We start from the raw sequence: 25,859 nt of genomic DNA on the forward strand, positions 1-25,859 counted from the left end.
CGCGATCACGTATGCTCATCGTCGTCCTCAACGGATAGGTCCCCATCGTCTAGTGGCCTAGGACCCCGCCCTTTCACGGCGGTAACACGGGTTCGAATCCCGTTGGGGATGCACCAGGTCTCGACCTGAAATCGAGGCCCCGTGGCGCAGTTGGTTAGCGCGCCGCCCTGTCACGGCGGAGGTCGCGGGTTCGAGTCCCGTCGGGGTCGCAGAGTAGGAGCGGCGTGGTCACCGGAGAGATCCGGGGGCCACGCCGGATCACTACTTCCGGCCAGGTAGCTCAGTTGGTACGAGCGTTCGACTGAAAATCGAAAGGTCGGCGGTTCGACCCCGCCCCTGGCCACGCGACAAGCCGCGGGTCTGCCCTGATGACACCCGCGGCTTTCGCGTGTCCGGGGGTCGGAGAATTTGTGCAGACGATCATGCCTGTGGTGAAGTTAGGTCCACCTAAGTTGGACCGCTCCTCGAGGAGACCACCCCCATGATCCGAGTGACCCGCCTCGCCCTCGTCGGCGCCCTGCTCCCCCTGACCCTGGCCGCCTGCACCTCGACGGACGAGCAGGCTCCCGCCTCCGACGACACCACCACCGAGGCGACCGACGCCGCGGACGGCGGCGAGGGCGTCGCCGAGAGCGACGGCACCCTCACCCTCTACTCCGGCCGCAACGAGGAGCTCGTCCAGCCGGTGCTGGACGACTTCACCAGCGAGACCGGCATCGAGGTGGAGGTCCGGTATGCCGACACCGCAGCGATGGCGGCCCAGCTCCTGGAGGAGGGCGAGAACTCCCCCGCCGACGCCTTCCTCGCCCAGGACGCCGGCGCCCTCGGCGCCGTCTCCGCGGAGGGGCTGCTCGAGGAGCTCCCGCAGGAGACCCTCGACCTGGTGGCGGACACCTACCGGTCGGCGGACGGCACGTGGGTCGGGCTCACCGGGCGATCCCGCGTCCTGGCCTACAACACCGAGGCCGTGCCCGAGGACGAGCTGCCCGCCTCGGTCCAGGAGCTGACCGGCCCGGAGTGGACCGGCCGCGTGGGCGTGGCCCCGACCAACGCCAGCTTCCAGTCCTTCGTCACCGCGATGCGGGTGCTCGAGGGTGAGGACGCCGCGGCCACCTGGCTCGAGGGTCTCGCCGCCAACGACCCGCAGATCAGAGAGCGGAACGGGGAGATCGTCGCCGACGTCGACTCCGGCGCGATCGACGTCGGTCTGGTCAACCACTACTACGTCTACGAGCTGGCCGCCGAGCAGGGCGTGGCTCCCGAGGAGCTGGACGTGGCCCTGCACTTCTTCCCCGACGGCGACACCGGCGCCCTGGTCAACATCTCCGGCATCGGCCTCGTGGGCGAGCAGCCGGACGCCGACGCGCAGGCGCTCGTCGACTACCTGCTCTCCGACGCCGGGCAGACCTACTTCGTCGAGCAGACCTCGGAGTACCCCATGATCGAGGGTCTCGAGGGCCCGGCCGGCCTCCCGGCGCTCGAGGAGCTCGAGACCCCCGACATCGACCTCAACGACCTCGAGGACCTCCAGACGACGATCGGGATGATCACCGAGGCGGGTCTGCTCTGACCGGACGCCGAGCCCATCCGGCGCTCACCGCCATGGCCCTCGCGGCCACGGCGGTGGCGCTGCTCCCGCTCGGCTACCTGCTGCTGCGCACGGCGGAGGGCGGCCTGCCCACCTGGTGGGAGACGGTCGCCACCGAGCGGGTCGCCCGGCTCACCGCCACCTCGCTCCTGCTCGCCCTCGTCGTCACGCTGGCCTGCCTGGTCATCGGCGTCGGCAGCGCCTGGCTCGTGACCCGGTCCAACACCCCCGGCCGCGCCCCGCTCGCGGTGCTGCTGGCGCTGCCCCTGGCCGTCCCCAGCTATGTCGCCGCCTTCACCTGGGTGTCGGTGTCCGACCTGTGGTCCGCCGACCCCGGCGCCCGCTTCGAGGGGTTCGGCGCCGCAGCCCTGGTGCTCACCCTCTACACCTACCCCTACGTCTACCTCCCGGTCGCCGCCGCGCTGGCCCGGGTCGACCCCAGCCAGGAGGAGGTGGCGCGGTCGCTGGGCTGCGGTCCCTGGCGCACCCTGACCACCGTCACCCTCCCCCAGGTCCGCCCCGCCATCGCCGGCGGTGGCCTGCTCGCCGCGCTCTACGTCCTGGCAGACTTCGGCGCCGTCTCGATCCTGCGCCTCGACACCTTCACCCGCGCCATCTTCACCGCCCTCAGCTCGGGCTTCAACCGCTCCATGGCGCTGACCCTGGCCACCGTCCTGGTGCTGCTGACCCTGGCCATCCTCTGGGGCGAGGGTCGCACCCGGCGGGCCGGTGCCCGCTTCTCCACGGCCACGGTCAGCCGCCCCGCGCCGGCCCTGGACCTCGGCCCCTGGCGCCTCGTCGGCACCGGCACCCTCGCCCTGGTCGTGCTCACCGCCCTCGGCGTCCCGGCCCTCTCGCTGGCCCGCTGGATCGCCGCCGGCTCCTCCGCGGGCCAGGCCTGGGACCGGATCGGCGGCGCCGCGTGGGGCTCGCTCAGCGCCTCCCTGCTCGGCGCGCTGCTCACCGTCGCCCTCGCGCTGCCGGTGGGCCTCCTGGCCGCCCGCCACCCCGGGCGGCTGAGCGCGCTGCTGGAGCGGGCGGCATACCTCGCCCACGCCCTGCCCGGGGTCGTCGTCGGGCTCTCCCTCGTCTTCTTCGGCGTGACCGTGGCGCTGCCGCTCTACCAGACCACGTGGCTGCTCGCGCTGGCCTACGCCTCGCTCTTCCTGCCGCTCGCGGTCGCCGCCGTGGCCTCGGCCGCCGCGCAGGCGCCCCCGTCGCTGGAGGAGGCGGCGCAGTCCCTCGGCACCTCTCCCGCCCGCGTCTTCACCCGGGTCACCCTGCCGCTCACCCTGCCCGGGATCGGGGCGGGCGCCGCGCTCGTCTTCCTCACCGCGATGAAGGAGCTGCCTGCCACGCTGCTGCTGCGCCCCACCGGGATGGAGACGCTGGCCACCCGCCTGTGGAGCGCGACCGGGATCGGCCGGTATGCCGAGGCCGCCCCCTACGCCCTGCTCCTCGTCGCGCTGGCCGCCATCCCCACCTGGGTGGTGGTGCGCCGGACCGGCATCGTGCCGGCCGGCGCCGCCGGTCCCCTCCCCGGGCGGGCGGTCCCCCACCCGGCCGACCCGGCCCCCGTCGAGCCGGTCGTGTCACCATGATCTCGACCCCCCTCGCGCGCCCGCAGCCGACCAGGAAGGACCGCCGATGCCCGTGACCACCGACGCCTCGCGGGCCTCCCGCACCTCGGTCGGCACGCACGCCGTCGAGGTGATCGGCGTCGGCAAGTCCTTCGGCCCGGTCCGTGCGCTCGACCACGTCGACCTGCACCTCGACGACGGGGAGTTCCTCGCCGTCCTCGGGCCCTCGGGGTGCGGCAAGACCACCCTGCTGCGCTGCCTGGCCGGCTTCGAACGGATCGACGAGGGTCGCCTCGCCGTGCACGGTCGCGCGGTGGCGCTGCCCGGCATCCACCTGCCCCCGCACCGCCGTCAGGTCGCCGTCGTGCCGCAGGAGGGCGCGCTCTTCCCGCACCTCTCGGTCGCCGACAACGTCGGCTTCGGCCTGCCCCGGCGCTCCCCCCGGGCGCAGCGGTCCCGGCGCGTGGACGAGTGCCTCGAGCTCGTGGGGCTGGCCGGGCTCGGTCAGCGCATGCCGCACGAGCTCTCCGGCGGCCAGCAGCAGCGGGTCGCCCTCGCCCGGGCGCTGGCGCCGCGCCCACCGCTGGTGCTGCTGGACGAGCCCTTCAGCGCCCTCGACGCCTCGCTGCGGGTGGAGCTGCGTCGCGACGTCCGCGACGCCCTGCACGCGGACGGCGCGACGGCCATCCTCGTCACCCACGACCAGGGCGAGGCGCTGTCGATGGCCGACCAGGTCGCGGTGATGCGCGAGGGCCGGGTCCATCAGGTGGCCGCGCCCGAGGAGGTCTACGCCGCCCCGGTCGACGCCTGGGTCGCCTCCTTCGTCGGGGAGGCCGACCTCTTCCCCGTGCCCGACGCGAGCGCCGACGGCCTCGTCGACACCCCGCTGGGCCGGGTCGAGGTCACCGGCGGCGTCGACGACGCCACGCACGTCCTCGTCCGCCCCGAGCAGGTCGTCCTGGGCGCAGACGGCATCCCCGCCCAGGTCCGGACCGTCGACTTCCACGGGCACGACGCCCTGGTCACCCTCGCCCTCGACGACGGCACCCTGGTGCACTCGCGCAGCGGCGCCCACCCGCCGGTCGTGGGCGCGCGCGTGGGTCTGCGCGTCCAGGGGGCGTGTCGTGCCGTCCCGGGGGGCCGGCCCGGGCCCGCACCCGCCCCCACCCCGGCGCGATGAGCGGCACCCCGCCGGTGAACCGTTCCACGCAGCGGGTCGGCCGGCTCAAGGCGCTGGCCACCTCCCCGCGCGCGCTCCGGCTCGGCATGAACCTCTGGCCCCCGTTCCTCTGCGCCGGCATCCGGATCGAGCGGATGGACGAGGACCTCCGGCACGTCCGGGTGCGCCTCCGGCACACCCCGCTCACCACCAACTACGTGGGGACGCTCTTCGGCGGCTCGCTCTTCGCGATGACCGACCCGTTCTGGATGGTCATGGTGCTGCGGGGACTGGGTCCGGGGTATGTCGTGTGGGACCAGGCCGCGGAGATCACCTTCGTGGCCCCCGGCCGCGGTGCCGCGAGCGCCAGCTTCACCCTCGAGGAGCAGGTGCTGGAGGAGCTGCGGGCGGCTGCGGCCGACGGGGCGCCGGTCCGGCGCTGGTTCTCGACCGACGTCGTGGCCGACGACGGCACGGTGCTGGCCCGCGTGCGCAAGCAGCTCTACGTCCGCCGGACCTGACCGCGCGTCCGGCGGGCGCTTACCGCGCGCCCGGTGCGGCGGGGTGGCCCAGGGCGTGCCGGACGAGGGCGTGCAGCGCCCGCAGGCCGTCCCGGGACAGCACCGACTCGGCGTGGCCCTGGATCGTGGCCACCGCGTCACCGCGCAGGCCGACGACCGCGTCGTCCGGCTCGTGCAGCGCCACCTCGAGCGGCCGGCCCAGGAGGCTCGCCGGGCCCGGCCGGGCGACGAAGGTGTTGTAGAAGCCGATGCGGTGCACCTCTCCCCACAGGTCGACCGGGAGCTGGACCCCCTGGTTCGGGGAGGGCAGCTTGGCGATCTCCAGCCCCGCGGTCGCCGCGAGCACCTGGTGCGACAGGCAGACCGCCAGCACCGGCAGCCCCGCCTCCACCCGGGTCGCGATGAGGTGGCGCAGCCGCACGATGCGCGGGTCGGCCGCGTCGGTGGGGTCTCCCGGCCCGGGGCCGTAGAGCACCAGGTCCGCGCCGCCACCCCCACCGGAGGCGTCCCGCCGGCCGGTGACGTCGGCCGGGGTGACGTCCTCCCAGCGCCGCACCTCGGGGACCATGCCCAGGTGGCGCACCATGTGGGCCAGCATCTGCGTCCAGGTGTCCTCGGCGTCCACGACGAGCACGCGCCGGCCCAGCAGGTCCGGGTCGGGGCGGGCGCCCTGGGGGCTGAGCCAGAAGGGCGCGAGCGTGTCGTTGCGGGCGGCCAGGTCCTCGGCGACCCCGGGGAGCGAGCCGAGGTCGACGGCATACCCGAGGTCACGACGCGGCCGCAGCCCGAGCGCCGCGAGCACCCCTCGGGCCTTCGCCGAGGTCTCGGCGCACTCCGACACCGGGTCGCTGTGCCGCACCAGCGTCGCGCCCGCGCTGACCGACACGGTGCCGTCGCCGCGGACGTGCGCCGTGCGGATGAGGATGGGCGCGTCCAGGGTCTCCCCGCCCTCGTCGTCCTCCTCCAGCAGCGCGAGCACGCCGGAGTAGTAGCCGCGACCGGTCTCCTCGTGCCGGGCGATGACGGTGCAGGCGTTCTCCATCGGCGAGCCGGTGACCGTGGGGGCGAACATCGTCGTGCGCAGCACGTCGCGGACGTCGGCGTCGCTGCGCCCGTCCAGCAGGTACTCGGTATGGGTGAGGTGGGCCATCTGCTTGAGGTAGGGCCCGGTGATCCGCCCGCCGTCGGAGCAGATCTGGGCCATCATCTTCATCTCCTCGTCGACCACCATGAAGAGCTCCTCGGTCTCCTTGGTGTCCTTGACGAAGGCCCTAAACTCCGGCTCCACCTCGGCCTCGTCCGCCGGGTGCCGGAAGGTGCCGGAGATGGGGTTCATCCAGACCCGGCCGTCGCGCACGCTGACGTGCCGCTCCGGCGTCGCACCGACGAGGGTGTGCCCGGGCGTGTGCACCGCGAAGGTCCAGTAGGCGCCGCGCTCGTCGACGAGCAGCGACCTCAGCCAGGTGAGGGCGGCGACGGCGTGGTCGCCGGCGCACCGCGCGAGCACGTCGCGCCGGATGACGAAGTTGGCGCCCTCGCCCTCGCCGATCTCCTCCTCGATGACCCTCCCGACGGTGCGGGCGTAGTCGTCGTCCTCGACGCTGAAGTGCTCGCCGGTCAGCTCCACCGGGTCCTGCGGCAGCGCCGCGACCAGCTCGTCCAGCCCCACCCGAGCGGTACGGGTGGGTTGCAGCACGCGCAGCGGGGTGTCGTCCTGCCGGGCGTCGAAGCCCCGCTCGGCGATCTGCCGGAACGGCACCATCGCGAGGACCGGCGCGCGGTCCCGCGGCCGCGGGATCTGGCTGAGCAGGTCGAGGTCCACCACGTCGCCCAGCAGGATCTCGGCCTCGTCCTGGCCGTCCCGCCACAGGACCGCCCAGGCCTGCCCGGCGGGGTCGGCGAGGATCTCGTCCAGCAGGCGCAGCGACATGGCGAGAGTCTGTCATGCCCACCGGCGGCCCCCGTATCCGTGCGGGGCCGACCTCCGCCAGATTTTGGTGAGGTTATCCTTATCTTATTCCGATGGAAGGAGAACCCGTGTACGGCACCGTCGTCCGCACCGAAGAGCTCACCCCGCACCTGCGTCGCGTCGTCCTCGGCGGGGACGGTCTCGACGGCTTCGCCGACCCCGGGTTCGCCGACTCCTACGTCAACATGTTCTTCCTGCCCGAGGGGGCGGACTACCGGCCGCCCTTCGACGCCGAGGCGGTGCGTGACCTGCCCCGCGAGCAGCGGCCCTACCCCCGCCGCATCACGGTGCGCTCCTGGGACCGGGAACGCCGCGAGCTCGCCGTGGACCTCGCCGTGCACGGCGACGAGGGGTATGCCGGTCGCTGGGCCCGGCACGCCCGCCCCGGTGACCGGGTTCAGCTGCGGGGTCCGGCGGGTGACTACTCGCCCCCGGCGGACGCCGAGGCATACCTCCTGGTCGGCGACGAGAGCGCCCTGCCCGCCATCGCCGCGTGCCTCGAGGCGGTCCCCGAGGGACGGCCGGTGGTGGCCCTCGTGGAGGTCGACGGACCCGACGACGAGCTGGCCCTGCACTCCCCCGGCGACCTGCGGGTGACCTACGTCCACCGGGCCGGGCACGCCGAGCCCACCCGACTGCTCGTCGACACGCTGGCGGCCACCCGCCTGCCCGCGGGCCGGCTGAGCGCGTTCGTGCACGGCGAGGCGGAGTCGATCCGCGCGGTGCGCCGCCACCTGCTCGGCCGGTCGCTGACCGAGCCCGCGATGCTGTCCTGCTCGCCCTACTGGCGCCGTGGCCACACCGACGAGCAGTGGCGGTCGGTCAAGAGCGACTGGGTCCGGGCCATGCACGCCGAGACGCCCTGAGCCGCAACGGCCCCGCGCCATCCGCCGACGCTTCACCTCGGCGTCACCCCACCGACACCGCGGGGTGACAGAGTGCGACCCATGTCCACGCTCGCCCCGGCCGCCGTCGCCGCGGTCGTCGACGAGCTGGTGGTCGCGTTCACTGGGATCTTCAGCCGGGAGGAGGTCGCGTTCGTGGTCGAGGACAGCTGGCACGACCTCGAGGCACGCTCACGGACCCCGCACTTCCTCACCGCCCTGCTCCGCAAGGACGCCCGGGACCGGCTGACCCAGATGGCCCGCTACCGGGGGCTGCGCTGACCGGCTGACGCGCGTTCGTCGGCCAGGGTCCGCCCGCCGGTCACCTGCGCGTCACGCTGCGGTCGACGGGAGGACGTTGGCTGGCCCCATGGCCGAGGCAGACCAGCACGAGATCCAGATGCTCCACCGCGCCCTCGTGGGCAAGTACGACGGGACCCTGTCCTCCGAGGACATCACCGACGCGATCGACCAGGCACGCGCGGAGCTGGAGCGGGAGGCGAGGATCGACGAGTTCCTCACCGTCTTCGTCCAGCGTCGGGCCGAGGAGCTGCTGGCGCAGCGCGCCCGCGACCGGGGGATCGACCTGGCCCACGTCACGCAGGTGCTCTTCGTCGACGACGCCAACACCGGCCGCAGCCACATCGCCGCCGTCATCGCCAACGGCCGCGGGGAGGGCCTCGTCCGGGCCCGCTCGGGAGGCGTCGTCCCCGGGGAGCAGATCCGTCCCGAGATCCAGGACCTGCTGCGGCACCACGGGTTCGACCCCGACGAGTTCACAGTGACCCCGATGACGGGCAAGCTCGTCCTCACCTCCGACCTCGTGGTGACCATGGGCCTCAGCGAGGAGGAGAAGGTGCAGATGCCCACCCACGGGCTGCACCAGGTCGACTGGGACGACCTGACCTCCCTGCAGGGCCGGGAGGACCTCGACGTGGCCTTCGACGAGATCGAGGCCCGGGTGTCCGAGCTGGTCGACGCGCTCCTGGAGAAGGACCTGGCCGAGCGCACGGCCGACCCGGAGGTCGAGGAGGAGCTGCGCCGGGTGATCGGCGAGCTGCACGACCCCGGGCGCGGCTGAGCGCGCCCGGCGACGCCGACGGCCGGTCCCGGTGCATCGGGACCGGCCGTCGGCGACTCACGCACCCGTCAGTGCGTCACGGCCCCCTCGGAGGCCGACCGGACGAGCGCGACGTACTTCGCGAGCACGCCGCGACGGGCGCGCTCCGGCGGCTGCGGCGCCGACCACTGCGCGCGCCGTCGCTCCAGCTCGGCCTCCTCGACCCCCAGGTCGAGGTGGCCGTTCGCCACGTCGAGGGTGATGGGGTCCCCGTCCTGGACCAGCGCGATCGGGCCGCCCTCGGTCGCCTCGGGGGCGATGTGCCCCACGCACAGCCCGGTGGTGCCGCCGGAGAACCGTCCGTCGGTGACGAGCAGCACGTCCTTGCCGAGGCCGGCACCCTTGATCGCCCCGGTGATCGCGAGCATCTCGCGCATCCCCGGGCCACCCCTCGGCCCCTCGTACCGGATGACCACGACGTCACCGGCCCCGATCGTGCCGTCCTCCAGGGCGTCCATGGCGGCCCGCTCCCCGTCGAAGACGCGTGCCGTGCCCTCGAAGACGTCGGAGTCGAAGCCGGCCGACTTCACCACCGCCCCGCCGGGCGCGAGCGTCCCGTCGAGGATGGTCAGGCCGCCGGTGGCGTGGATGGGGTTGTCCATCGCCCGCAGCACCGTGCCGTCCAGCGGCGGGGCGCCGAGGTCGGCGAGGTTCTCCGCCATGGTCCGCCCGGTCACCGTCAGCACGTCGCCGTGCAGCAGCCCGGCGTCGAGCAGCGCCTGCATGACGACGGGGATGCCGCCGATCCGGTCGACGTCGACCATGACGTGCTGCCCGAAGGGCTTGACGTCGGCCAGGTGCGGGACCTTCGCCCCGATCCGGCGGAAGTCGTCCAGGCTGAGCTCGACCTCCGCCTCGTTGGCGATGGCGAGCAGGTGGAGCACCGCGTTCGTCGAGCCCCCGAAGGCCATCGTCACCGCGATGGCGTTCTCGAAGGCCTCCCGGGTGAGGATCTGCCGGGCGGTGATGCCTTGGCGCAGCATCCCGACGACGGCCTCGCCGCTGCGCCGGGCGAAGCCGTCCCGGCGCCGGTCGGTGGCCGGCGGCGCCGCGGACCCGGGCAGCGACATCCCCAGCGCCTCGGCGGCGGCCGCCATGGTGTTGGCGGTGTACATCCCGCCGCACGCCCCCTCGCCCGGGCAGATCGCCCGCTCGATGGCGTCGACGTCCGCGCGCGACATGAGCCCGCGCGAGCACGCCCCGACCGCCTCGAAGGCGTCGATGATCGTGACCTCCTTCTCCGAGCCGTCGGAGAGGCGGGCCCGACCGGGCAGGATCGACCCGGCATACACGAACACCGAGGCCAGGTCGAGGCGCGCGGCGGCCATGAGCATGCCGGGCAGCGACTTGTCGCACCCGGCGAGCAGCACGGAGCCGTCCAGCCGCTCGGCCGACATGACCGTCTCGACCGAGTCGGCGATGACCTCGCGGGAGACGAGGGAGTAGTGCATGCCCTCGTGCCCCATGGAGATGCCGTCCGAGACCGAGATCGTGCCGAACTCCAGGGGGTAGCCAGCGGCGGCGTGGACGCCGTCCTTGACCGCCTTGGCGAGCCGCTCCAGCGAGAGGTTGCAGGGGGTGATCTCATTCCAGCTGCTGGCGACGCCGATCTGGGGCTTGACCCAGTCCTCGTCGCCCATCCCGACGGCTCGGAGCATGCCGCGCGCGGCGGTCTTCTCCAGACCGTCGGTGACGTCCCGCGAGCGGGGCTTGACGTCGACCTCAGCCACGGGCGGCCGAGCCCTCGACGTAGTCGCTGTCCGCCTCGTGCCCCTTCACCCAGGCCATCATCCCGCGCAGCTCGCGGCCCACGCCCTCGATGGGGTGCTCGGCACCCTTCGCGCGCAGCTCCTCGAACTCCGGCCGGCCGTGGTCCTGGTCGTCGATGAAGCGCTGGGCGAAGGCCCCGTTGCGCACGTCCTCCAGGACGGCCTGCATGTTCTCCTTGACCCGGGGGTCGATGACGCGCGGGCCGGAGACGTAGTCGCCGTACTCGGCCGTGTCCGAGACCGACCAGCGCTGCTTGGCGATGCCGCCCTCGTACATGAGGTCGACGATGAGCTTGAGCTCGTGCAGGCACTCGAAGTAGGCGACCTCGGGCTGGTAGCCGGCCTCGGTGAGGGTCTCGAAGCCGTACTGCACCAGCTGGCTCATGCCGCCGCAGAGCACCGCCTGCTCGCCGAAGAGGTCGGTTTCCGTCTCCTCGGTGAAGGTGGTCTCGATGCCGCCGGCGCGCAGGCCGCCGATCGCCGAGGCGTAGGACAGCGCGAGCGCCTTGGCCCCGCCCGAGGCGTCCTGCTCGACGGCGACGAGGACCGGCACGCCGCGACCGTCGACGTACTCGCGGCGGACGAGGTGCCCCGGACCCTTCGGCGCGACCATGCACACGTCGACGCCGGCCGGGGGCTGGATGTAGCCGAACCGGATGTTGAAGCCGTGGCTGAAGAAGAGCGCGTCCCCGTCCTTGAGGTTCGGCTCGATCGCGTCGCGGTAGACGAGCCGCTGCACGTGGTCCGGCACCAGCACCATGACCAGGTCGGCCTCGGCGCACGCCTCGGCCGGGGTGACGACCCGCAACCCCTCCGCCTCCGCCTTGGCCCGGCTCGAGCTGCCCTCGGCGAGCCCGACCCGCACGTCGACCCCGGAGTCGCGCAGCGAGAGCGCGTGGGCGTGGCCCTGGCTGCCGTAGCCGAGCACGGCCACCTTGCGGGACTGGATCAGCGAGAGGTCGGCGTCGTCGTCGTAGTACATCGTGGCCATGGGGTGGGTGTCTCCTGTGGGTTCGGGGTGGGGTGTGCGGGTGTGCGGGGCGGGCTAGAAGGCGGCGGCGGCCATGGCGCCGACGGGGCGCGGGCCGTTGTCGTTGATCTGCCACAGCTTGCTGCGGATGGCGTCGGCGTCCTCGAGCTCCTCGATGTGGATCACCTCGACCAGCTTGTCCAGCTGGCTGGTCACCTTGTGCAGCTGCTCGGCGTTCACGTTGACGACGATCGTCATCCGGCTGACCTTGTTGTCCTCGGTCGGGCCGACGACCAGGTGGTCGATGTTGAAGTTGCGCCGGGCGAAGAGGACCGAGACCCGGGCGAGGACGCCGGGGTTGTTCTCGACCAGGACGGACAGGGCGTGGCGGGTGCGAGCTGCGTCGCTCATGGTGGTGCCTTTCGTGGGGGCCTGCTGGGGGGTGTGCGGTCGGTAGGCGGGGGCGGGGGTGGGGAGCCCCGGGTCACGAGGAGGGTAGTCGGACAGCAGCGTCACTCGTCCTCCCCGAAGTCGGGTCGGACGTCGCGGGCGTGCTGGACGTCGTCGTTGCTCGTGCCGGCGGCGACCATGGGCCAGACCATGGCGTCCTGGCTGACCCGGAAGTCGACGACCACCGGCTGGTCCTCGACCTCCATCGCCCGCTCGATGGTGGCGTCGACGTCCTCGGCGCGCTCGCAGCGCAGCCCGACGCACCCGTATGCCGTGGCCAGGGTCGCGAAGTCCGGCACCTGCATCGAGGGCAGCTGGGAGTGGCTGAAGCGCTCGGAGTAGAACAGCGCCTGCCACTGCTTGACCATGCCGAGGGCGGCGTTGTTGATGATCGCCACCTTGATGGGGATGCCCTCGACCGAGCAGGTCGCGAGCTCCTGGTTGGTCATCTGGAAGCAGCCGTCCCCGTCGATCGCCCAGACGGTGGCCTCGGGCCTGCCGACCTTGGCGCCCATGGCGGCGGGGACGGCATACCCCATGGTCCCGAGCCCGCCGGAGTTCAGCCAGCGGCGGGGCTCGTCGTAGGTGATGAACTGGCTGGCCCACATCTGGTGCTGGCCGACGCCGGCGGCGAAGACGGTGTCCGGGCCGGAGAGGGCGCCGAGCCGCTCGATGACCAGCTGCGGGGCGAGCGCCCCGTCGGAGGGGGTGTCGTAGCCGAGGGGGTAGCGCTCCTTCCACGAGCGGCACCGCCGGACCCACGCCTCGTGCTGCGGGGCCGCCCCGGCGGCGGTGCGCCGGGTCCACTCCGTGAGCAGCTGGCCGATGGTCCCGCGCGCGTCGCCGACGAGGCCGACCGCCGTGGGGAAGTTCTTGCCGATCTCCGCCGCGTCGATGTCGGCGTGCACGATCGTCGCGTCCGGGGCGAAGGTGTGCTTGGCGCCGGTGACCCGGTCGTCGAAGCGCGCGCCCAGGCTGATGATGAGGTCGGACTTCTGCAGGGTCGCGACGCCGGAGACGCTCCCGTGCATCCCGGGCATCCCCATGTGCTGGGGGTGGCTGTCGGGGAAGACGCCCCGGGCCATGAGGGTGGTGACGACCGGGAAGCCGGTGAGCTCGGCCAGCTGCAGCACCTCCTGCGAGGCGCCGGACCGCAGGCACCCGCCCCCGACGTAGAGCACGGGGCGCCGGTGGGTGAGCATGAGCTCGACGGCGTCCCGCACCGCCTCGGGCGCGGGGCTCGTCGGCGTCCGGTAGCCCGGCAACGGCAGCTGCAGCAGCGTCTCGTCGGCGAGCGCGACCAGGGCGTCCTTGGTGACGTCGACGAGCACCGGGCCGGGGCGCCCGGTCGAGGCGATGTGGAAGGCCGAGGCGACGGTGGCGGCGATCTCGTCGGGGTTGGTGACGAGGAAGGAGTGCTTGGTCACCGGCATCGAGATCGACCGGATGTCGGCCTCCTGGAAGGCGTCCGAGCCCATCGCGGTGCTCGCGACGTTGCCGGTGATGGCGACCATCGGCACCGAGTCCATGTTGGCGTCCGCCAGGGCCGTCACGAGGTTGGTCGCCCCCGGGCCGGAGGTGGCCAGGCACACCCCCACCCTGCCGGTGGCGGCGGCATACCCCTGCGCGGCGTGACCGGCGCCCTGCTCGTGCCGGACGAGGATGTGCCGGACCTTGGCGCCGTAGAGCGCGTCGTAGAGCGGCAGCACCGCTCCCCCGGGCAGGCCGAAGACGTGCTCGACACCCAGGCGCTCGAGGGTGGCGACGAGGGCCTCGGCACCGGTGCGTCGGGTGGTGCCGGTGGACCGTCCACCGGTGTCACCGGGGGCGGTGGCGGTCGCACCGTCGGAGATGTGGGTCGCGGTCATGTGCGGGTCTTCCTGACGTCCGGGAGGGTGGGGCGGTGGCAACAAAAAACCCCTCGGCCCGGTCGGGCTGGCGAGGGGAGGACGCGTCGATGGCGAGGATCGGCCGGCGGCGCGTCCCTAGGTAATAAGTACGAGAGCGAAGAACTGCATGAGGACATACAACCCCGCACCATGCCGCCGCGTCAACCCCGCCGCGCCGCCGAGCCCCTCCCGATATTCTCCGACAGTTCTCGATATGTCGTTGACATGTCGAGACAGGTCGCGTTATTCTTCTCGACAACGATACGACCACCACTCCCACAGGAGGGCACTCATGACATCTCGACACGGCTCCGGGGGCTTCGGCTCCTTCGAGGACCAGATCTTCGGCCCCGGCGGGCTCCTCGGCCAGGTCTTCGGGCCGCAGGGCGGCCCGTTCGGCCCGGGTGGCGGCCCGCAGGGCTTCGGCCGCAAGGGCGGCTTCTTCGGCCCCCAGGGCGGGCCGTCCGGCCCGGGCCCGCGCCGCGCGCGCCGCGGCGACGTCCGCAACGCGGTCCTGCACCTGCTGCAGCGCGAGCCGATGAACGGCTACCAGCTCATGCAGGAGATCGAGCAGAGCTCCGGCGGGGCCTGGCGGCCCAGCTCCGGGGCGATCTACCCCGCTCTCGCCCTCCTGGAGGACGAGGGGCTCGTCAGCCAGACGGAGGTGGACGGACGCCGGGCCTACGAGCTCACCGAGGCCGGTCGCGCGGCCGCCCAGGACCTCCCGCCCCAGGGATGGACCGGTGGTGAGGAGCCGGAGGACCCCTGGGCGCAGGACCGCTCCTCGGGCCGGGGCCGCGGTCCTGGTCACGGGGGTCACCGGGACCGCCGCCACCACTCCTCACGCGGGCCCGGCAGCGAGCGCCGCGGCAGCGCGGGGACCCTGTGGAAGGCCCTCGGCAGCGTCGCGATGGCGACCCAGGCCGTCGGCCAGTCCGGCCAGGACGAGCTCAACCAGCAGGCGGCCGAGCTGCTCGACCGCACCCGCCGCGACCTCTACCGCATGCTCGCCGAGGCCGAGGTGGCCCGGGACGAGTTCGACGAGGAGCGGGCCGAGGAGGAGATCGCCGAGGAGATCGCCGAGGGCGAGATCGTCGAGGACTGAGCACCCGATCGGGTGCGCCACCACGCCGTCCCCCGGGAGCACACGACCCCGGGGGACGGCATAGTGTGGCCTTATGGCCGATCACTATGACGTTGTTGTCCTGGGCGCCGGTCCCGGCGGGTATGTCGCGGCGATCCGCGCGTCCCAGCTGGGCAAGAAGGTGGCCGTCGTCGAGAAGAAGTACTGGGGCGGTGTCTGCCTCAACGTCGGGTGCATCCCGAGCAAGGCGCTCATCCGCAACGCCGAGATCGCGCACCTGCTGCAGCACGACAAGAAGAAGTACGGCATCGAGGGTGATGCCACCATGTCCTACGGCCCGACGTTCCAGCGCTCCCGCTCGGTGAGCAGCGGCATCGTCAAGGGCGTGCACTACCTCATGAAGAAGAACAAGATCACCGAGGTGGACGGCTGGGGGACACTCACCTCGGCCACCTCGATGGACGTGAAGGACGACGACGGGGGCACCAGCCAGCTCACCTTCGACCACCTCATCCTGGCCACCGGGTCGGTCACCAAGATGCTGCCCGGGGTGGAGGTGAGCAAGAACGTCGTCACCTACGAGGAGCAGATCCTCGACGAGGAGCTGCCGGGCTCGATCGTCATCGCCGGCTCCGGGGCCATCGGCGTCGAGTTCGCCTACGTCATGGCCAACTTCGGGGTCGACGTCACCATCGTCGAGTTCCTCGACCGGATCGTCCCCCTCGAGGAGCCGGAGATCTCCAAGGCGCTGGCCAAGGAGTACAAGAAGCTCGGCGTCAAGCTCATGACCAGCACCAAGGTCGAGAACGTCGAGGACACCGGTGACGGCGTCAAGGTCACCGTGACCCCGGCCGACGGCGGCGACTCGCAGACGCTGGAGGCCGACAAGCTGCTCTCCGCCATCGGCTTCGCCCCCCGGGTCGAGGGCTTCGGGCTGGAGACCACCGGGGTCGAGCTCACCGAGCGCGGCGCCATCGCCATCGACGACTACATGCGGACCAACGTCGACGGCGTCTACGCCATCGGCGACGTGACCGCCAAGCTCATGCTGGCGCACACCGCCGAGTCGCAGGGCATCGTGGCCGCCGAGACCCTCGCGGGCGCCGAGACCATGCCGCTGGACTACACCTTCATCCCGCGGGCGACCTACTGCCACCCGCAGATCGCCTCGATGGGCCTCACCGAGCAGGCGGCCAAGGACGCCGGCCACGACGTCAAGACGGCGCAGTTCCCGTTCTCCGCCAACGGCAAGGCCATGGGGCTGGGCGACGGTGTCGGCTTCGTCAAGGTCGTCGCCGACGCGAAGTACAACGAGATCCTCGGCGCCCACCTCATCGGCCCGGACGTCACCGAGCTGCTGCCGATCCTCAACCTGGCGCAGACCTGGGACCTCACCGCCGACGAGATGTCGCGCACCGTCTTCGCGCACCCGACCCTGGGCGAGGCCGTCAAGGAGGCCGTGCACGGCATCGCCGGCCACATGATCAACCTCTAGACGCGCACGAGGCGGCGCGGTGGCTGCCCGCTGGAGCATCGGCCGCGCCGCCGTGCTCGTCGCCGGTCTGACCGGCGTCTCGATCCTGCTCGGCTTCGTCCGGGACGCCGTCATCGCGGCCGTCTACGGTGCCGGGCCGCAGCTGGACGCCTACTTCGTCGCGCTGGGGCTGGCCAACATCGTCCTGGGGCTGCTCGGCACGTCCCTCACCCGGGCCTCCACCCCGGTGCTCGCGCGCGAGGCCGACGGCGAGCAGGAGTGCCCGGGGCACCGGACCTTCGACGTCGTCCTCACCCTCGCCGTGGTGGGCATCGGTGCCCTGAGCGTCGCCCTGGGGCTCGCCGCCGCGCCCGTGTCCCGGGTGCTGGCCCCGGGGCTGGACGGCGAGGCCGCCGACCTGCTCGTGCTGCTCACCCGGATCGTCCTCGTGACGACGGTGCTCGTCGCCGCGACCGACCTGCTCGTGGCCCTGGCCCAGGCGCACGGCGTCTTCCGCTGGGGCGCCCTGCAGGGCGTGCCCTTCAACCTCGTCATGATCGCCGCCGCCGGGCTGCTGGGGCCGCGCATCGGGGTCGTCGCCCTCGCGGTCGGCTTCGTGGTCGGGTCGCTCGCCCGGCTGGTGCTGCAGCTGGTCCCGCTCGCCCGGCACCGCTGGCCGGTCCGCCCCCGTCTGGACCCGCGGTCACCGGGCGTGCGCGAGATCGGCTGGCTGCTGCCCCCGCTGCTCGTCGGCCAGGCGATGCTCAACGTCAACACCATCGTCGACCGCGCCGTGGCCTCCACGGTGGGTGAGGGGGCGGTGACGGCCGTCTTCCTCGGCTGGCGGCTGGTCAACCTGCCGGAGATGCTCGTCGTGGCGGCGCTCGTCGCCCCGCTCTACCCCGCGATGGCGGCGGCGGCAGGGGCGCAGGACCGGGAGCGGCTGCGGGCTCTGGTGCACCGAGGGCTCGCGGTCTCGCTGACCCTCCTCGTGCCCGTGACCGTGGCCCTGCTGGCCGCCCCGCAGCAGGTGGTCACCCTTGCCTTCGGCCGGGGGGCCTTCGACGAGCGCGCGGTGCAGGTCACGGCGGTGGCCGTCGTGTGCTTCCTGCCCGGGCTGCTGGCGCTGGCCTGTCGGCAGGTGCTGGTCAGCGCGTGCTACGCCGTCGGCGACACCCGCGGGCCGGTGGCCGTGGGCGTGCTGGCGATGGTCGTCAACGTCGTCGGGGACCTGACGCTGGCCCCGGTCCTCGGCGTGGCCGGGATCGTCGTGGCGACGTCGGCGTCGCTGCTGGTCGCGGCGGGGCTCACCGGCTGGCTCGCGGCCCGCCGGCACGGCCTGGTCCCCGCGCGGAGCACGCTGCCGCTGCTAGGCCGCACCGCGGTCGCGGGCCTGGGTGCAGCCCTGACCACGTGGGGCGCCGTGCGGCTGGCGGGTCTGGACCAGGCCTGGGCGGGCGCCGGCCTGGCCCTCGTCGTCGCGGCCGTGACCTACCAGCTCGCCCTCGCCCTGCTGCGTGCCCCGGAGCGCTACGTCGCTCTCCAGGTGGTGCGTCAGGTGCGCCGCCGCTGACCGGGTGACGCTCGGACCCTCGGGGGCCGCCGGGGCCCCGGGCTCGGCGCCCGCGCCGACCTTGCCGACCATGAGGTGGAGCACGGGCCCGGGGTCGGTGAGGGCCGCGACGCTGTGCCGGGCCCGGGTCGCCCACCACAGGGTGGTGGCCAGGTCCGGGGCCACTCCCCCGCGCCGCTCCTGGCGAGCGCGCCGCAGGTCACCGGCCAGCCACTGGTAGCGCACGCCGGGGCGCCCCTCGCCCAGCCTGGGCACGGAGCCGCCCGTCGTGGCCCGCAGGCCGGCGTCGACCAGGCCCGGACGCGCCCGCTCGCCGAGGGCCAGCGAGCCGAAGAAGCGGCCGTTGAGGTCGATGAGACGGTGCCCTCCGTCGGCACCCACGAGGAACTGGAGCTCGACCAGCCCGGTCCACCCCAACCGGCGCAGCAGGTCCTCGCAGCGGTCCGCGAGGACGGGGTCGACCGAGACGGTGCGGGCCCGCGCGGACGCCCCCGACGGCGTGGGGAACAGCCGGGGGGAGACCTGCTGCACCCGCCCGAGCAGGTGCCCCTCGTGCATGACGCCGATGACCGCGGCCAGGTGGCCCTCGACCGGCTCCTGCAGGATCGGCTGGTCCCGCGAGCCCTCGAAGGCGCGCAGGTGCTCGGCGAGCTGCTCCCGGGTCGAGCACACCCGCGTCTCGATGCGGTGGGTGCGGCTCTGCTGGGGCGACCAGTGCCAGCGGTTCTTCACCACGACCGGCAGGGCGACGTCGGCCGTCGCCCCGGGCGGCAGGGTCGAGGTCGCCGGCGTGCCCAGCCCGACCCGCGTGGCCAGCTCGGCGAGGACCAGCTTGTCCGTCGCCGCGCCGACGACCGACGCCGCAGGATGGGCCACCGGGGTGTCGAGGAGGTCGCGATGGTGGGTCAGCGCCGCCATCCAGTCGTCGCCGGAGCCGACGACGACGGCATACCCTCCCTCGCGGGTCGCGCGCCGGACCCCGGCGACGAAGGCGGCGGGGTCGCCCGTGGGTCGGGGCACCACGTGCGTGCGGGTGACGGCTCGCGAGGCACCCACCAGACCGGCGCCGGGCCGCGAGGACCCGACACCGACCCGCCAGCCCGCGCGGTGCAGAGCCCGCGCCGCGGTCACCGCGCCCCGGTCGCGGGTGTGCGCGAGGATCAGCACCGAGGCGGCAGGGCTCCCGGCGGACGACATGCGCAGACCCTATGCGCCCGCCGCCCCCATCCGGGGGAGAATCGCCGCCGCCGCCCGAGGGGGGATATCCCCCACCCGGATCTGGGAGCCTGCCCCGTCGCCTCCTCGCCGGGCCCCCGGCAGGCTGGACCCATGAACGAGAACACCGCCTCCACCCCCGCCCCCGACCTCCCACCCATCCTGCCGCAACCGCGCCCGCAGCAGGAGCACCGCTCCTCCGCGCTCGACGGCGTGTACGCCGCGCTGCGCCGTCTCCCCGCCCGTCGTACGGACGACGCGGTGCTGGGGGGCGTGTGCGCCACCGTGGCCGACCGCCTCGGCGTCGCGCCGATCGCCGTCCGCGCCGCCGCCGTCGTCGTCGCCCTCCTGGGTGGCGTCGGCGTCGGGATCTACCTCATCGCCTGGACGCTCCTGCCCGACCTCTCCGGGCGCACCCACCTCGAGGGCGGCCTGCGCGACGGGCGGGGCCGGTCCCTGCTCGTCCTGGCCCTCGGGGCGTTCGCCGCGCTGGGGGTGCTCGGCGGCGGGCTGTCCTTCCTCGCCGCGATCCTGCCCGAGCTCGTCGGGGTGGCCGCGCTGGCCGCCCTGGGCTACTGGGCGTGGACCCGCGCGCACCGGCGCCAGCCGCGCGAGGACGCCACCCGCTGACCGGGGCAGGGACTCCCCGCCAGCAGCGGTGGCCGCGCCGGCCTGGCCCTTCGGGGCCGGCCGGCGCGCTCGTGCGTGCCCGGGCTGCGCTCAGGCGTCGGCCAGCTCCTCGCGCAGCAGCAGCAGCCGCGCCACCAGGGCCTCGGCCTCCGCCAGGACCCGCTCGCCCCATCCCCGCGCCTCGTCCATCCGGGTCGTGACCTCGGCGTGGCCGACCATCCGCATCCGGCCGGGCGACGGCTCCGGGAACCCGGCCAGGTCGGGCAGCGGCAGGTCGGGCAGCTGTGAGCTCTCGACCTCCTCGCGCAGCCGCTGGACGGCCTCGTCCGCCGCGGCGACCTGGCGGCGCAGCTCGCCCAGCCCGTCGGACCAGAACGCGGCGCCATGGACGTCGGTCACCATCATCGCCGAGGCCTCCATCCCGGCCGCGACGACGGGGATCCGGGCGCTGATCCGGCGCAGCAGGGGGACCAGCGCCCGGGCCTGCGGGAGCAGCACCTCGACGTCGGCACGCCGGGTGATGGCCTGCTGGCGCCGCTCGGCCCAGGTGACGACCTCCTCCTCCGGCGGCGGCCCGGTCCTCCCCCGGGCCCCGGGCCGCGGCGTCCCGGCCCGCGCCGCGAGCACGAGGTCGGCGAGCGCCTCCTGGTAGGGCGTCTCCGTGTCGCCCAGCGCCGCGATGTCGCCGTCGAGCTGGTCGGCCTCCAGGGCGAGGGTGGCGAGGCGGGCCCGGATCTCCTCCACCCGCTCGGCCGCCTCCTGCGCCTCGGCCAGCTCCCGCTGGCGCCGCTCGTCGAGCGACCCGTCGAGGGAGGCGATCCACCGGTGCGGGCCCTGCCGGTCGAGCCGGTCGACGTCGCCCTGGTGGGCGTCGCGCAGCCGGGTGCGCTCGGCGAGCAGCGCCCGGTCCCGGTCGAGCCGGGGCTGCAGCCGCTCCCGCGAGAGCCGAAGGCGTCGGGAGCGGGCCCGCAGGTCCTCCAGCTCCAGCAGCTGCTCGGCGTCCACGGCTCAGGCCTGGACCGGCCGGACCTGCGACAGCTGGCGGGCGGCGAGCAGGCAGAGCACCCCGCCGAAGGCGCTGAGCACCAGGCCCGGCCCGGGCATCCACCCCTCGAGACCCACCAGGCGCAGCAGGTGGACGACCTGCCAGAGGGGGAGCCCCAGGGCCACGACGGCACACACCACCGACTGGGCGACGACGAGGCCGCGCAGCCGGACGGCGGGCACCATCCCCCCGGCGAGCGCGAGGAGCCCGGCGTAGAACACCCACAACCCGGCACCGACGGCGCCGCTCACCGGACCGGCATACGTGTAGACCCAGGGCAGGAGGCCGCCGAGGACCATCATGCCCGCGGCGAGGAGCAACCGGCCCTGGCCCGGGGCGCGTCGGGAGCGCATGAGCGGCACTGTATGCCACGTCGCCCCGCAGGGGTGGCCTGCGCGCCGGCCGGGCGGGTGGCCCCGAGACCGGCCACGGGGCGGGCGGCACCACTCGTCGCCGACGCCTCGCCGCTCGCCGCACCGCCGGCACCGTTCGGCGCACCACCGCCGCGCGCTCCTTGCCGCCGCGTCACGGCCTCGTGTTCGGTAGGCCTGCTGGCCACATCCGTCCCGCAGAGCAAGGAGGCTCCATGCTTGACGTCGACCAACGACGTGAGTACTGGCGGCGCAACGTCCGCATCATGTCGGTCCTACTGGTGATCTGGGCGTTGGTGTCCTTCGGCGCCGGCATCCTCTTCGTCGACGTGCTCAACGCCGTGAGCATCTTCGGCATACCGCTCGGGTTCTGGTTCGCCCAGCAGGGGTCGATCATCGTCTTCGTCCTGCTCATCGCCTTCTACGTGTGGCGCATGGACAAGCTGGACGCGGAGTTCGGCATCACCGAGTACGAGCAGGAGGTGCATCACCAGTGAGCCCCATCCAGGCCTGGACGCTCGTCTTCGTCGTCCTCACGTTCGGCTTCTACATCTGGATCGCCTACCGCAGCCGGGTCTCCGACACGGCCGGGTTCTACGTCGCCGGCGGCGGCATCCCCGCACCGGCCAACGGCGCGGCGGTCGCCGCCGACTGGATGAGCGCCGCGTCGTTCATCTCGATGGCCGGGCTCATCGCCTTCAGCCAGAACGGCTACGCCGGCTCGGTCTTCCTCATGGGCTGGACCGGCGGCTACGTGCTGCTGGCCCTCCTGCTCGCCCCCTACCTGCGCAAGTTCGGCAAGTACACCGTGCCGGACTTCGTCGGCGACCGCTACAACGAGACCGCCCGCCTGGTCTCGGTCGTCTGCGCCCTGGTCGTGTCGTTCGTCTACGTCGCCGGGCAGATGGCCGGGGTGGGCGTGGTCTTCCAGCGCTTCCTCGGCGTCGACCGCACGTGGGGCGTCGTCATCGGGATGGCGATCGTCTTCCTCTACGCCGTGCTCGGTGGCATGAAGGGCATCACCTGGACCCAGGTCGCGCAGTACTCCGTCCTCATCGTCGCCTACATCATCCCCGCGGTGGCGATCTCGCTGCAGCTGGCCGGCAACCCGTTCCCGCAGATCGGCTTCGGGCAGATCCTCGGCGAGCTCGACGGGCTGCAGCAGGACCTCGGGCTGGCGGCCTACACCGAGGCCTTCACCCAGACCTCCATGGTCAACATGGTCCTCATCACCGCCGCCCTGATGTTCGGGACCGCGGGGCTGCCGCACGTCATCGTCCGGTTCTACACCGCGAAGTCGGTCCGGGCCGCGCGCTACTCGGCGCTGTGGGCGTTGTTCTTCATCTCGCTGCTCTACACGATCGCCCCGGCCGTCGGCGCGTTCAGCAAGTACAACGTGCTGACCCAGATCCCGGGCAGCGCGATCGGTGACACCCCGGCGTGGTTCAACACCTGGAGCGACGTCGGGCTCATCACCGTCACCGACCTCAACGGCAACGGGATCATCGACGTCGCCGGGGCCATCGGCGAGGGCACCGAGCTGGCGATCAACAACGACATCGTCGTGCTGGCCGCCCCGGAGATCGCCGGTCTCCCGGCACCCATCGTCGGTCTCGTCGCGGCCGGTGGTCTGGCGGCGGCGCTGTCCACCGCCTCCGGTCTGCTCCTGGTCATCTCCAGCTCGGTGGCCAACGACATCTACTGGAAGAAGATCAACCCGCGGGCCACCGACGCCCAGCAGCTGCGCGTCGGCCGGATCGCCATGGCCGCTGCGATCCTCGTGGCCGGCTACCTCGGGATCAACCCGCCCGGGTTCGTGGCCGAGGTGGTCGCCCTGGCCTTCGGCCTGGCCGCCGCCTCCTTCTTCCCGATCCTCTTCCTCGGGATCTTCTGGAAGAAGGCGACCGCCGCGGCCGCCGCGACCGGTATGGCGGTCGGCCTCGGCGTGACGTTGCTGTACCAGCTGTGGACGTTGCCGACCTTCTTCGGCAACGAGCCCATCCTGGACATCCCCGCGACCGGCATCGGGACGATCGGCATGATCCTCAACCTCATCACCATCGTCGTCGTCTCGCAGTTCACCAAGGAGCCCAGCGAGCTGATGCAGCAGGTGGTCGAGGACGTCCGCTACCCCGGGCGCTCGGAGCTGGTGGCCGCCCACGCGGAGGGCCATCTCGGCGAGTACGCCGAGGAGCACCACCTCGACGACGACCGCTGACCGCCCCGACCGGGGATCTCACACCGGCCGTACGCCCTGACCGCCAGGGCGTACGGCCGGTCCCGCGTCCCCCCACCGGACGCGCGGGGAGAGACGCACCGGACGCGCGACGGGGACGGAACCACCGAGGGTGACGTGGCGTCATACGCCTGACCGAAGCACCATCCCGGCCCAGGGCTCCGCCTCCTGGAGCCCCCTCCCAGGAATCGAGTCGCCATGACACCGTCGTCCGGGCGCCGCACCGCCCTCGCCGCCTCCCTGCTCGCCGTCCCGCTGGCGCTCGGGGCCTGCACCCCCGCCGACGTCGTCGCGCCACCGCGCGCCGGGGCCGCGGAGCTCACCGACTTCGGGTCCTGCGAGGAGCTGCTGGACTACGTCCACGAGCACGCGCTGGAGGCGGTCGGGCCGTGGGGGCTCGGCACCGGCTCGGGGTGGTTCGGCGAGGACATGGCGATGGAGGACTCCGGCGCCGCCGACAGCTCGGTGGGCGGCGGCGACGGCGCGGGGACCGCCGTGGCGGGCCGGGACTTCTCCGGCACCAACAACCAGGAGCAGGGGGTGGAGGAGCCCGACGTCGTCCAGACCGACGGCGAGATCCTCGTGACCGCCCGGGGTGGCCGGCTGGTCGTCGTCGACGTCGCCACCCGGGCCGAGGTCGGGGCGCTGCGGCTGCCGGGTCGCGACCTCGGGTCCGACGCCGAGCTGCTGCTGGACCGCACGTCCGGGCAGGTGCTCGTGCTCACGCGGGAGTGGCCGCGGCAGGGCGTCCCGACGCCGACCCCCGACGCCGCGGACGGGCTGACCTCCTTCCCGGCCTTCGAGGCGACCCGCACCGTCGTCACGCTCGTGGACGTCTCCGACCCGGCGAACCCGACCGCCGGTGGGACGCTGCGGCTGGAGGGCGACTACCGGTCCGCCCGGATGCAGGACGGCACCGCCCGGGTCGTCATGGTCACCGCACCGCCCGGGCTGGCGTTCGTCCATCCGCGCACCGGCAGCCTGGCCGCCGAGGAGGAGGCCGAGCAGGTCAACCGCGAGATCATCGAGGCGTCGACGCTGGACGACTGGCTGCCCCACGTCCAGACCGTCCAGGGCACCCGCTCCGACGGCACCCGACTCGCGGTGCCGTGCGAGGACGTCGCCCGGCCGCCGGAGTTCTCCGGGCTCACGACCATGTCCGTGCTCACCTTCGACCTCGCGCGCGACGAGCTCGAGCTCACCTCCGCCGGCGGGCTGGTCGCCTCCGGCTCCACGGTGTATGCCTCGACCGACCGCCTGGTCGTCGCCACCAGCGCGTGGGAGGCGTGGTCCGTCGCCGACGGCGCCCCCGACGGGCCGGACACCGCCCTCCCCCGGGGCGCCGGAGGCGCCACCACCACCGCCCTGCACACCTTCGACCTCACCGACCCGGCCTCGACCGAGCACGTCGCCTCGGGCAGCGTGCCGGGGCGCCTGCTCAACCAGTTCAGCCTGGACGAGGACCAGGGGACGATCCGCGTCGCCACGACCACGGACGGCTCGGGCAGCACGCCGTCCAGCAGCTCGCTCGTGGTGCTCGCCGAGGCGGGCGACCGGCTGGTCGAGCAGGGGCGCGTCGACGGCCTCGGCGAGACCGAGCAGATCTACGCGGTGCGCTACCTGTCCCCCGACACCGCCGCGGTGGTGACCTTCCGGCAGACCGACCCGCTCTACCTGCTCGACACCTCCGACCCGACCGAGCCCCGGGTCACCGGCGAGCTGAAGATTCCCGGCTACTCGGCATACCTCCACCCGGTGGGCGAGGACCTGCTGCTCGGCGTCGGCCAGGACGCCACCGACGAGGGCCGGACGACGGGGCTGCAGGTCTCGCTCTTCGACATCTCCGACCTCTCCGCGCCGACGCAGGTCGCCAAGCAGACGTGGGCCGACCACGGGTCCGGCGCGGAGCACGACCACCGGGCCTTCACGTGGTGGCCGCAGACCGGGCAGCTCTTCCTCCCCGCCGAGGCCTGGACCGAGACCTCGCAGTGGACGGGGGTGATCTCCGCCGGCGTCGACGTCGACACCGCCGCGCTCACCCAGGGCCCGCGCCTCCAGCTGGGCGGGGACGCCACCGTGGCCTGGGACCACGCGCGCCGCACCCTCGTCATCGGCGACCACCTGTGGATCCTCGGCGAGAGCACACTGCACGTGGCCGACCTCGCCACCCTCGAGCCGGTGGGCACCGTCGACCTCCGAGCCTGAGCAGGGTGGTGCACCAACGGTGCTGCGCACCGGTCGTCCTGGCGACCGCTGTGCAGCACCGTTCCTGCACCACCGCCCTTGTCCACAGGGCAGGGCCTGCTGCCTGCGGTGGCCTGGCCCACCGGGG

General features: G+C 73.4%; 21 protein-coding genes and 3 tRNA genes. 17 read left to right on the top strand and 7 right to left on the bottom strand.

Annotation, left to right across the window (positions count from 1 at the left end; all coding sequences use genetic code 11):
• Positions 1-38: 38 nt before the first annotated feature.
• The 7 genes from Q0967_RS08975 to Q0967_RS09005 all read left to right on the top strand — a co-directional run bounded on the left by Q0967_RS08975 (position 39) and on the right by Q0967_RS09005 (position 4,848).
• Positions 39-111 (top strand) — tRNA-Glu (locus tag Q0967_RS08975).
• 24 nt (positions 112-135) lie between these two features.
• Positions 136-209: transfer RNA gene (locus tag Q0967_RS08980), tRNA-Asp, on the top strand.
• A gap of 60 nt (positions 210-269) precedes the next feature.
• Positions 270-343, top strand: a tRNA-Phe gene (locus Q0967_RS08985).
• 138 nt (positions 344-481) lie between these two features.
• Complete coding sequence (locus tag Q0967_RS08990; protein ID WP_298752408.1) at positions 482-1,570, top strand: iron ABC transporter substrate-binding protein; 1,089 nt, start codon at positions 482-484, stop codon at positions 1,568-1,570.
• A gap of 32 nt (positions 1,571-1,602) precedes the next feature.
• Complete coding sequence (locus Q0967_RS08995; protein WP_298752377.1) at positions 1,603-3,189, top strand: iron ABC transporter permease; 1,587 nt, start codon at positions 1,603-1,605, stop codon at positions 3,187-3,189.
• Between the two features lie 46 nt (positions 3,190-3,235).
• Positions 3,236-4,348, top strand: a complete 1,113-nt coding sequence (locus tag Q0967_RS09000; RefSeq protein ID WP_298752375.1) for an ABC transporter ATP-binding protein — start codon at positions 3,236-3,238, stop codon at positions 4,346-4,348.
• Positions 4,345-4,848, top strand: a complete 504-nt coding sequence (locus Q0967_RS09005) for a DUF4442 domain-containing protein (RefSeq protein ID WP_298752374.1) — start codon at positions 4,345-4,347, stop codon at positions 4,846-4,848. Before Q0967_RS09000 ends, Q0967_RS09005 begins: the two co-directional genes overlap by 4 nt.
• Positions 4,849-4,867: 19 nt before the next feature.
• Here the strand turns inward: Q0967_RS09005 and Q0967_RS09010 are convergent, their stop codons facing one another.
• Positions 4,868-6,778: a chorismate-binding protein gene (locus Q0967_RS09010; protein ID WP_298752372.1), complete on the bottom strand. Its 1,911-nt coding sequence runs from the start codon at positions 6,776-6,778 to the stop codon at positions 4,868-4,870.
• 92 nt (positions 6,779-6,870) lie between these two features.
• On the opposite strand from Q0967_RS09010, the gene Q0967_RS09015 reads away from it, so the two are divergent.
• From Q0967_RS09015 to Q0967_RS09025, 3 genes are all read left to right on the top strand, one after another.
• On the top strand, positions 6,871-7,683 hold the full coding sequence (locus Q0967_RS09015; protein WP_298752371.1) for a siderophore-interacting protein: 813 nt from the start codon (positions 6,871-6,873) through the stop codon (positions 7,681-7,683).
• A gap of 81 nt (positions 7,684-7,764) precedes the next feature.
• Positions 7,765-7,983 carry a three-helix bundle dimerization domain-containing protein gene (locus Q0967_RS09020; protein ID WP_130011328.1) on the top strand — a complete coding sequence of 73 codons (219 nt, stop codon included), beginning with the start codon at positions 7,765-7,767 and terminating at the stop codon, positions 7,981-7,983.
• Between the two features lie 88 nt (positions 7,984-8,071).
• Complete coding sequence (locus tag Q0967_RS09025) at positions 8,072-8,782, top strand: low molecular weight phosphatase family protein (RefSeq protein ID WP_298752360.1); 711 nt, start codon at positions 8,072-8,074, stop codon at positions 8,780-8,782.
• Between the two features lie 68 nt (positions 8,783-8,850).
• Here the strand turns inward: Q0967_RS09025 and ilvD are convergent, their stop codons facing one another.
• The 4 genes from ilvD to Q0967_RS09045 all read right to left on the bottom strand — a co-directional run bounded on the left by ilvD (position 8,851) and on the right by Q0967_RS09045 (position 13,878).
• Positions 8,851-10,551, bottom strand: coding sequence for a dihydroxy-acid dehydratase (gene ilvD / locus Q0967_RS09030; RefSeq protein WP_298752358.1), 1,701 nt, complete (start codon positions 10,549-10,551; stop codon positions 8,851-8,853).
• Positions 10,544-11,581 carry a ketol-acid reductoisomerase gene (gene ilvC / locus Q0967_RS09035; protein WP_298752356.1) on the bottom strand — a complete coding sequence of 346 codons (1,038 nt, stop codon included), beginning with the start codon at positions 11,579-11,581 and terminating at the stop codon, positions 10,544-10,546. The genes ilvD and ilvC overlap by 8 nt, the downstream gene beginning before the upstream one ends.
• A gap of 54 nt (positions 11,582-11,635) precedes the next feature.
• Positions 11,636-11,971 (bottom strand): acetolactate synthase small subunit, encoded by a 336-nt coding sequence (gene ilvN / locus Q0967_RS09040; RefSeq protein ID WP_081480635.1) that lies wholly within the window; start codon positions 11,969-11,971, stop codon positions 11,636-11,638.
• 101 nt (positions 11,972-12,072) lie between these two features.
• On the bottom strand, positions 12,073-13,878 hold the full coding sequence (locus Q0967_RS09045; protein WP_298752351.1) for an acetolactate synthase large subunit: 1,806 nt from the start codon (positions 13,876-13,878) through the stop codon (positions 12,073-12,075).
• Between the two features lie 313 nt (positions 13,879-14,191).
• Between Q0967_RS09045 and Q0967_RS09050 the strand changes: the two genes are divergently transcribed.
• The 4 genes from Q0967_RS09050 to Q0967_RS09065 all read left to right on the top strand — a co-directional run bounded on the left by Q0967_RS09050 (position 14,192) and on the right by Q0967_RS09065 (position 19,875).
• Positions 14,192-15,004 (top strand): PadR family transcriptional regulator, encoded by an 813-nt coding sequence (locus Q0967_RS09050; RefSeq protein ID WP_298752349.1) that lies wholly within the window; start codon positions 14,192-14,194, stop codon positions 15,002-15,004.
• A 73-nt stretch (positions 15,005-15,077) separates the two neighbouring features.
• Complete coding sequence (lpdA, locus tag Q0967_RS09055) at positions 15,078-16,478, top strand: dihydrolipoyl dehydrogenase (RefSeq protein ID WP_298752347.1); 1,401 nt, start codon at positions 15,078-15,080, stop codon at positions 16,476-16,478.
• A 19-nt stretch (positions 16,479-16,497) separates the two neighbouring features.
• Entirely contained in the window at positions 16,498-18,030 is a 1,533-nt protein-coding gene (gene murJ / locus Q0967_RS09060) for a murein biosynthesis integral membrane protein MurJ (protein ID WP_298752345.1), read from the top strand.
• 1,329 nt (positions 18,031-19,359) lie between these two features.
• Positions 19,360-19,875: a PspC domain-containing protein gene (locus Q0967_RS09065; protein WP_298752343.1), complete on the top strand. Its 516-nt coding sequence runs from the start codon at positions 19,360-19,362 to the stop codon at positions 19,873-19,875.
• A 90-nt stretch (positions 19,876-19,965) separates the two neighbouring features.
• Here the strand turns inward: Q0967_RS09065 and Q0967_RS09070 are convergent, their stop codons facing one another.
• Both Q0967_RS09070 and Q0967_RS09075 read right to left on the bottom strand, forming a co-directional pair.
• A complete protein-coding gene (locus tag Q0967_RS09070) occupies positions 19,966-20,880 on the bottom strand; it encodes a hypothetical protein (protein ID WP_298752341.1) in 915 nt (304 codons plus the stop codon).
• A 3-nt stretch (positions 20,881-20,883) separates the two neighbouring features.
• Positions 20,884-21,273: a hypothetical protein gene (locus Q0967_RS09075; RefSeq protein ID WP_298752336.1), complete on the bottom strand. Its 390-nt coding sequence runs from the start codon at positions 21,271-21,273 to the stop codon at positions 20,884-20,886.
• Positions 21,274-21,506: 233 nt separating this feature from the next.
• On the opposite strand from Q0967_RS09075, the gene Q0967_RS09080 reads away from it, so the two are divergent.
• The 3 genes from Q0967_RS09080 to Q0967_RS09090 all read left to right on the top strand — a co-directional run bounded on the left by Q0967_RS09080 (position 21,507) and on the right by Q0967_RS09090 (position 25,732).
• On the top strand, positions 21,507-21,788 hold the full coding sequence (locus Q0967_RS09080; RefSeq protein ID WP_298752334.1) for a DUF4212 domain-containing protein: 282 nt from the start codon (positions 21,507-21,509) through the stop codon (positions 21,786-21,788).
• Entirely contained in the window at positions 21,785-23,509 is a 1,725-nt protein-coding gene (locus tag Q0967_RS09085; protein WP_298752333.1) for a sodium:solute symporter family protein, read from the top strand. Before Q0967_RS09080 ends, Q0967_RS09085 begins: the two co-directional genes overlap by 4 nt.
• A gap of 216 nt (positions 23,510-23,725) precedes the next feature.
• Positions 23,726-25,732 (top strand): beta-propeller domain-containing protein, encoded by a 2,007-nt coding sequence (locus Q0967_RS09090; protein WP_298752331.1) that lies wholly within the window; start codon positions 23,726-23,728, stop codon positions 25,730-25,732.
• The last annotated feature ends 127 nt before the right edge of the window (positions 25,733-25,859 follow it).

The sequence above is a fragment of the uncultured Serinicoccus sp. genome (assembly GCF_947500995.1).
Taxonomy (GTDB): domain Bacteria; phylum Actinomycetota; class Actinomycetes; order Actinomycetales; family Dermatophilaceae; genus Ornithinicoccus.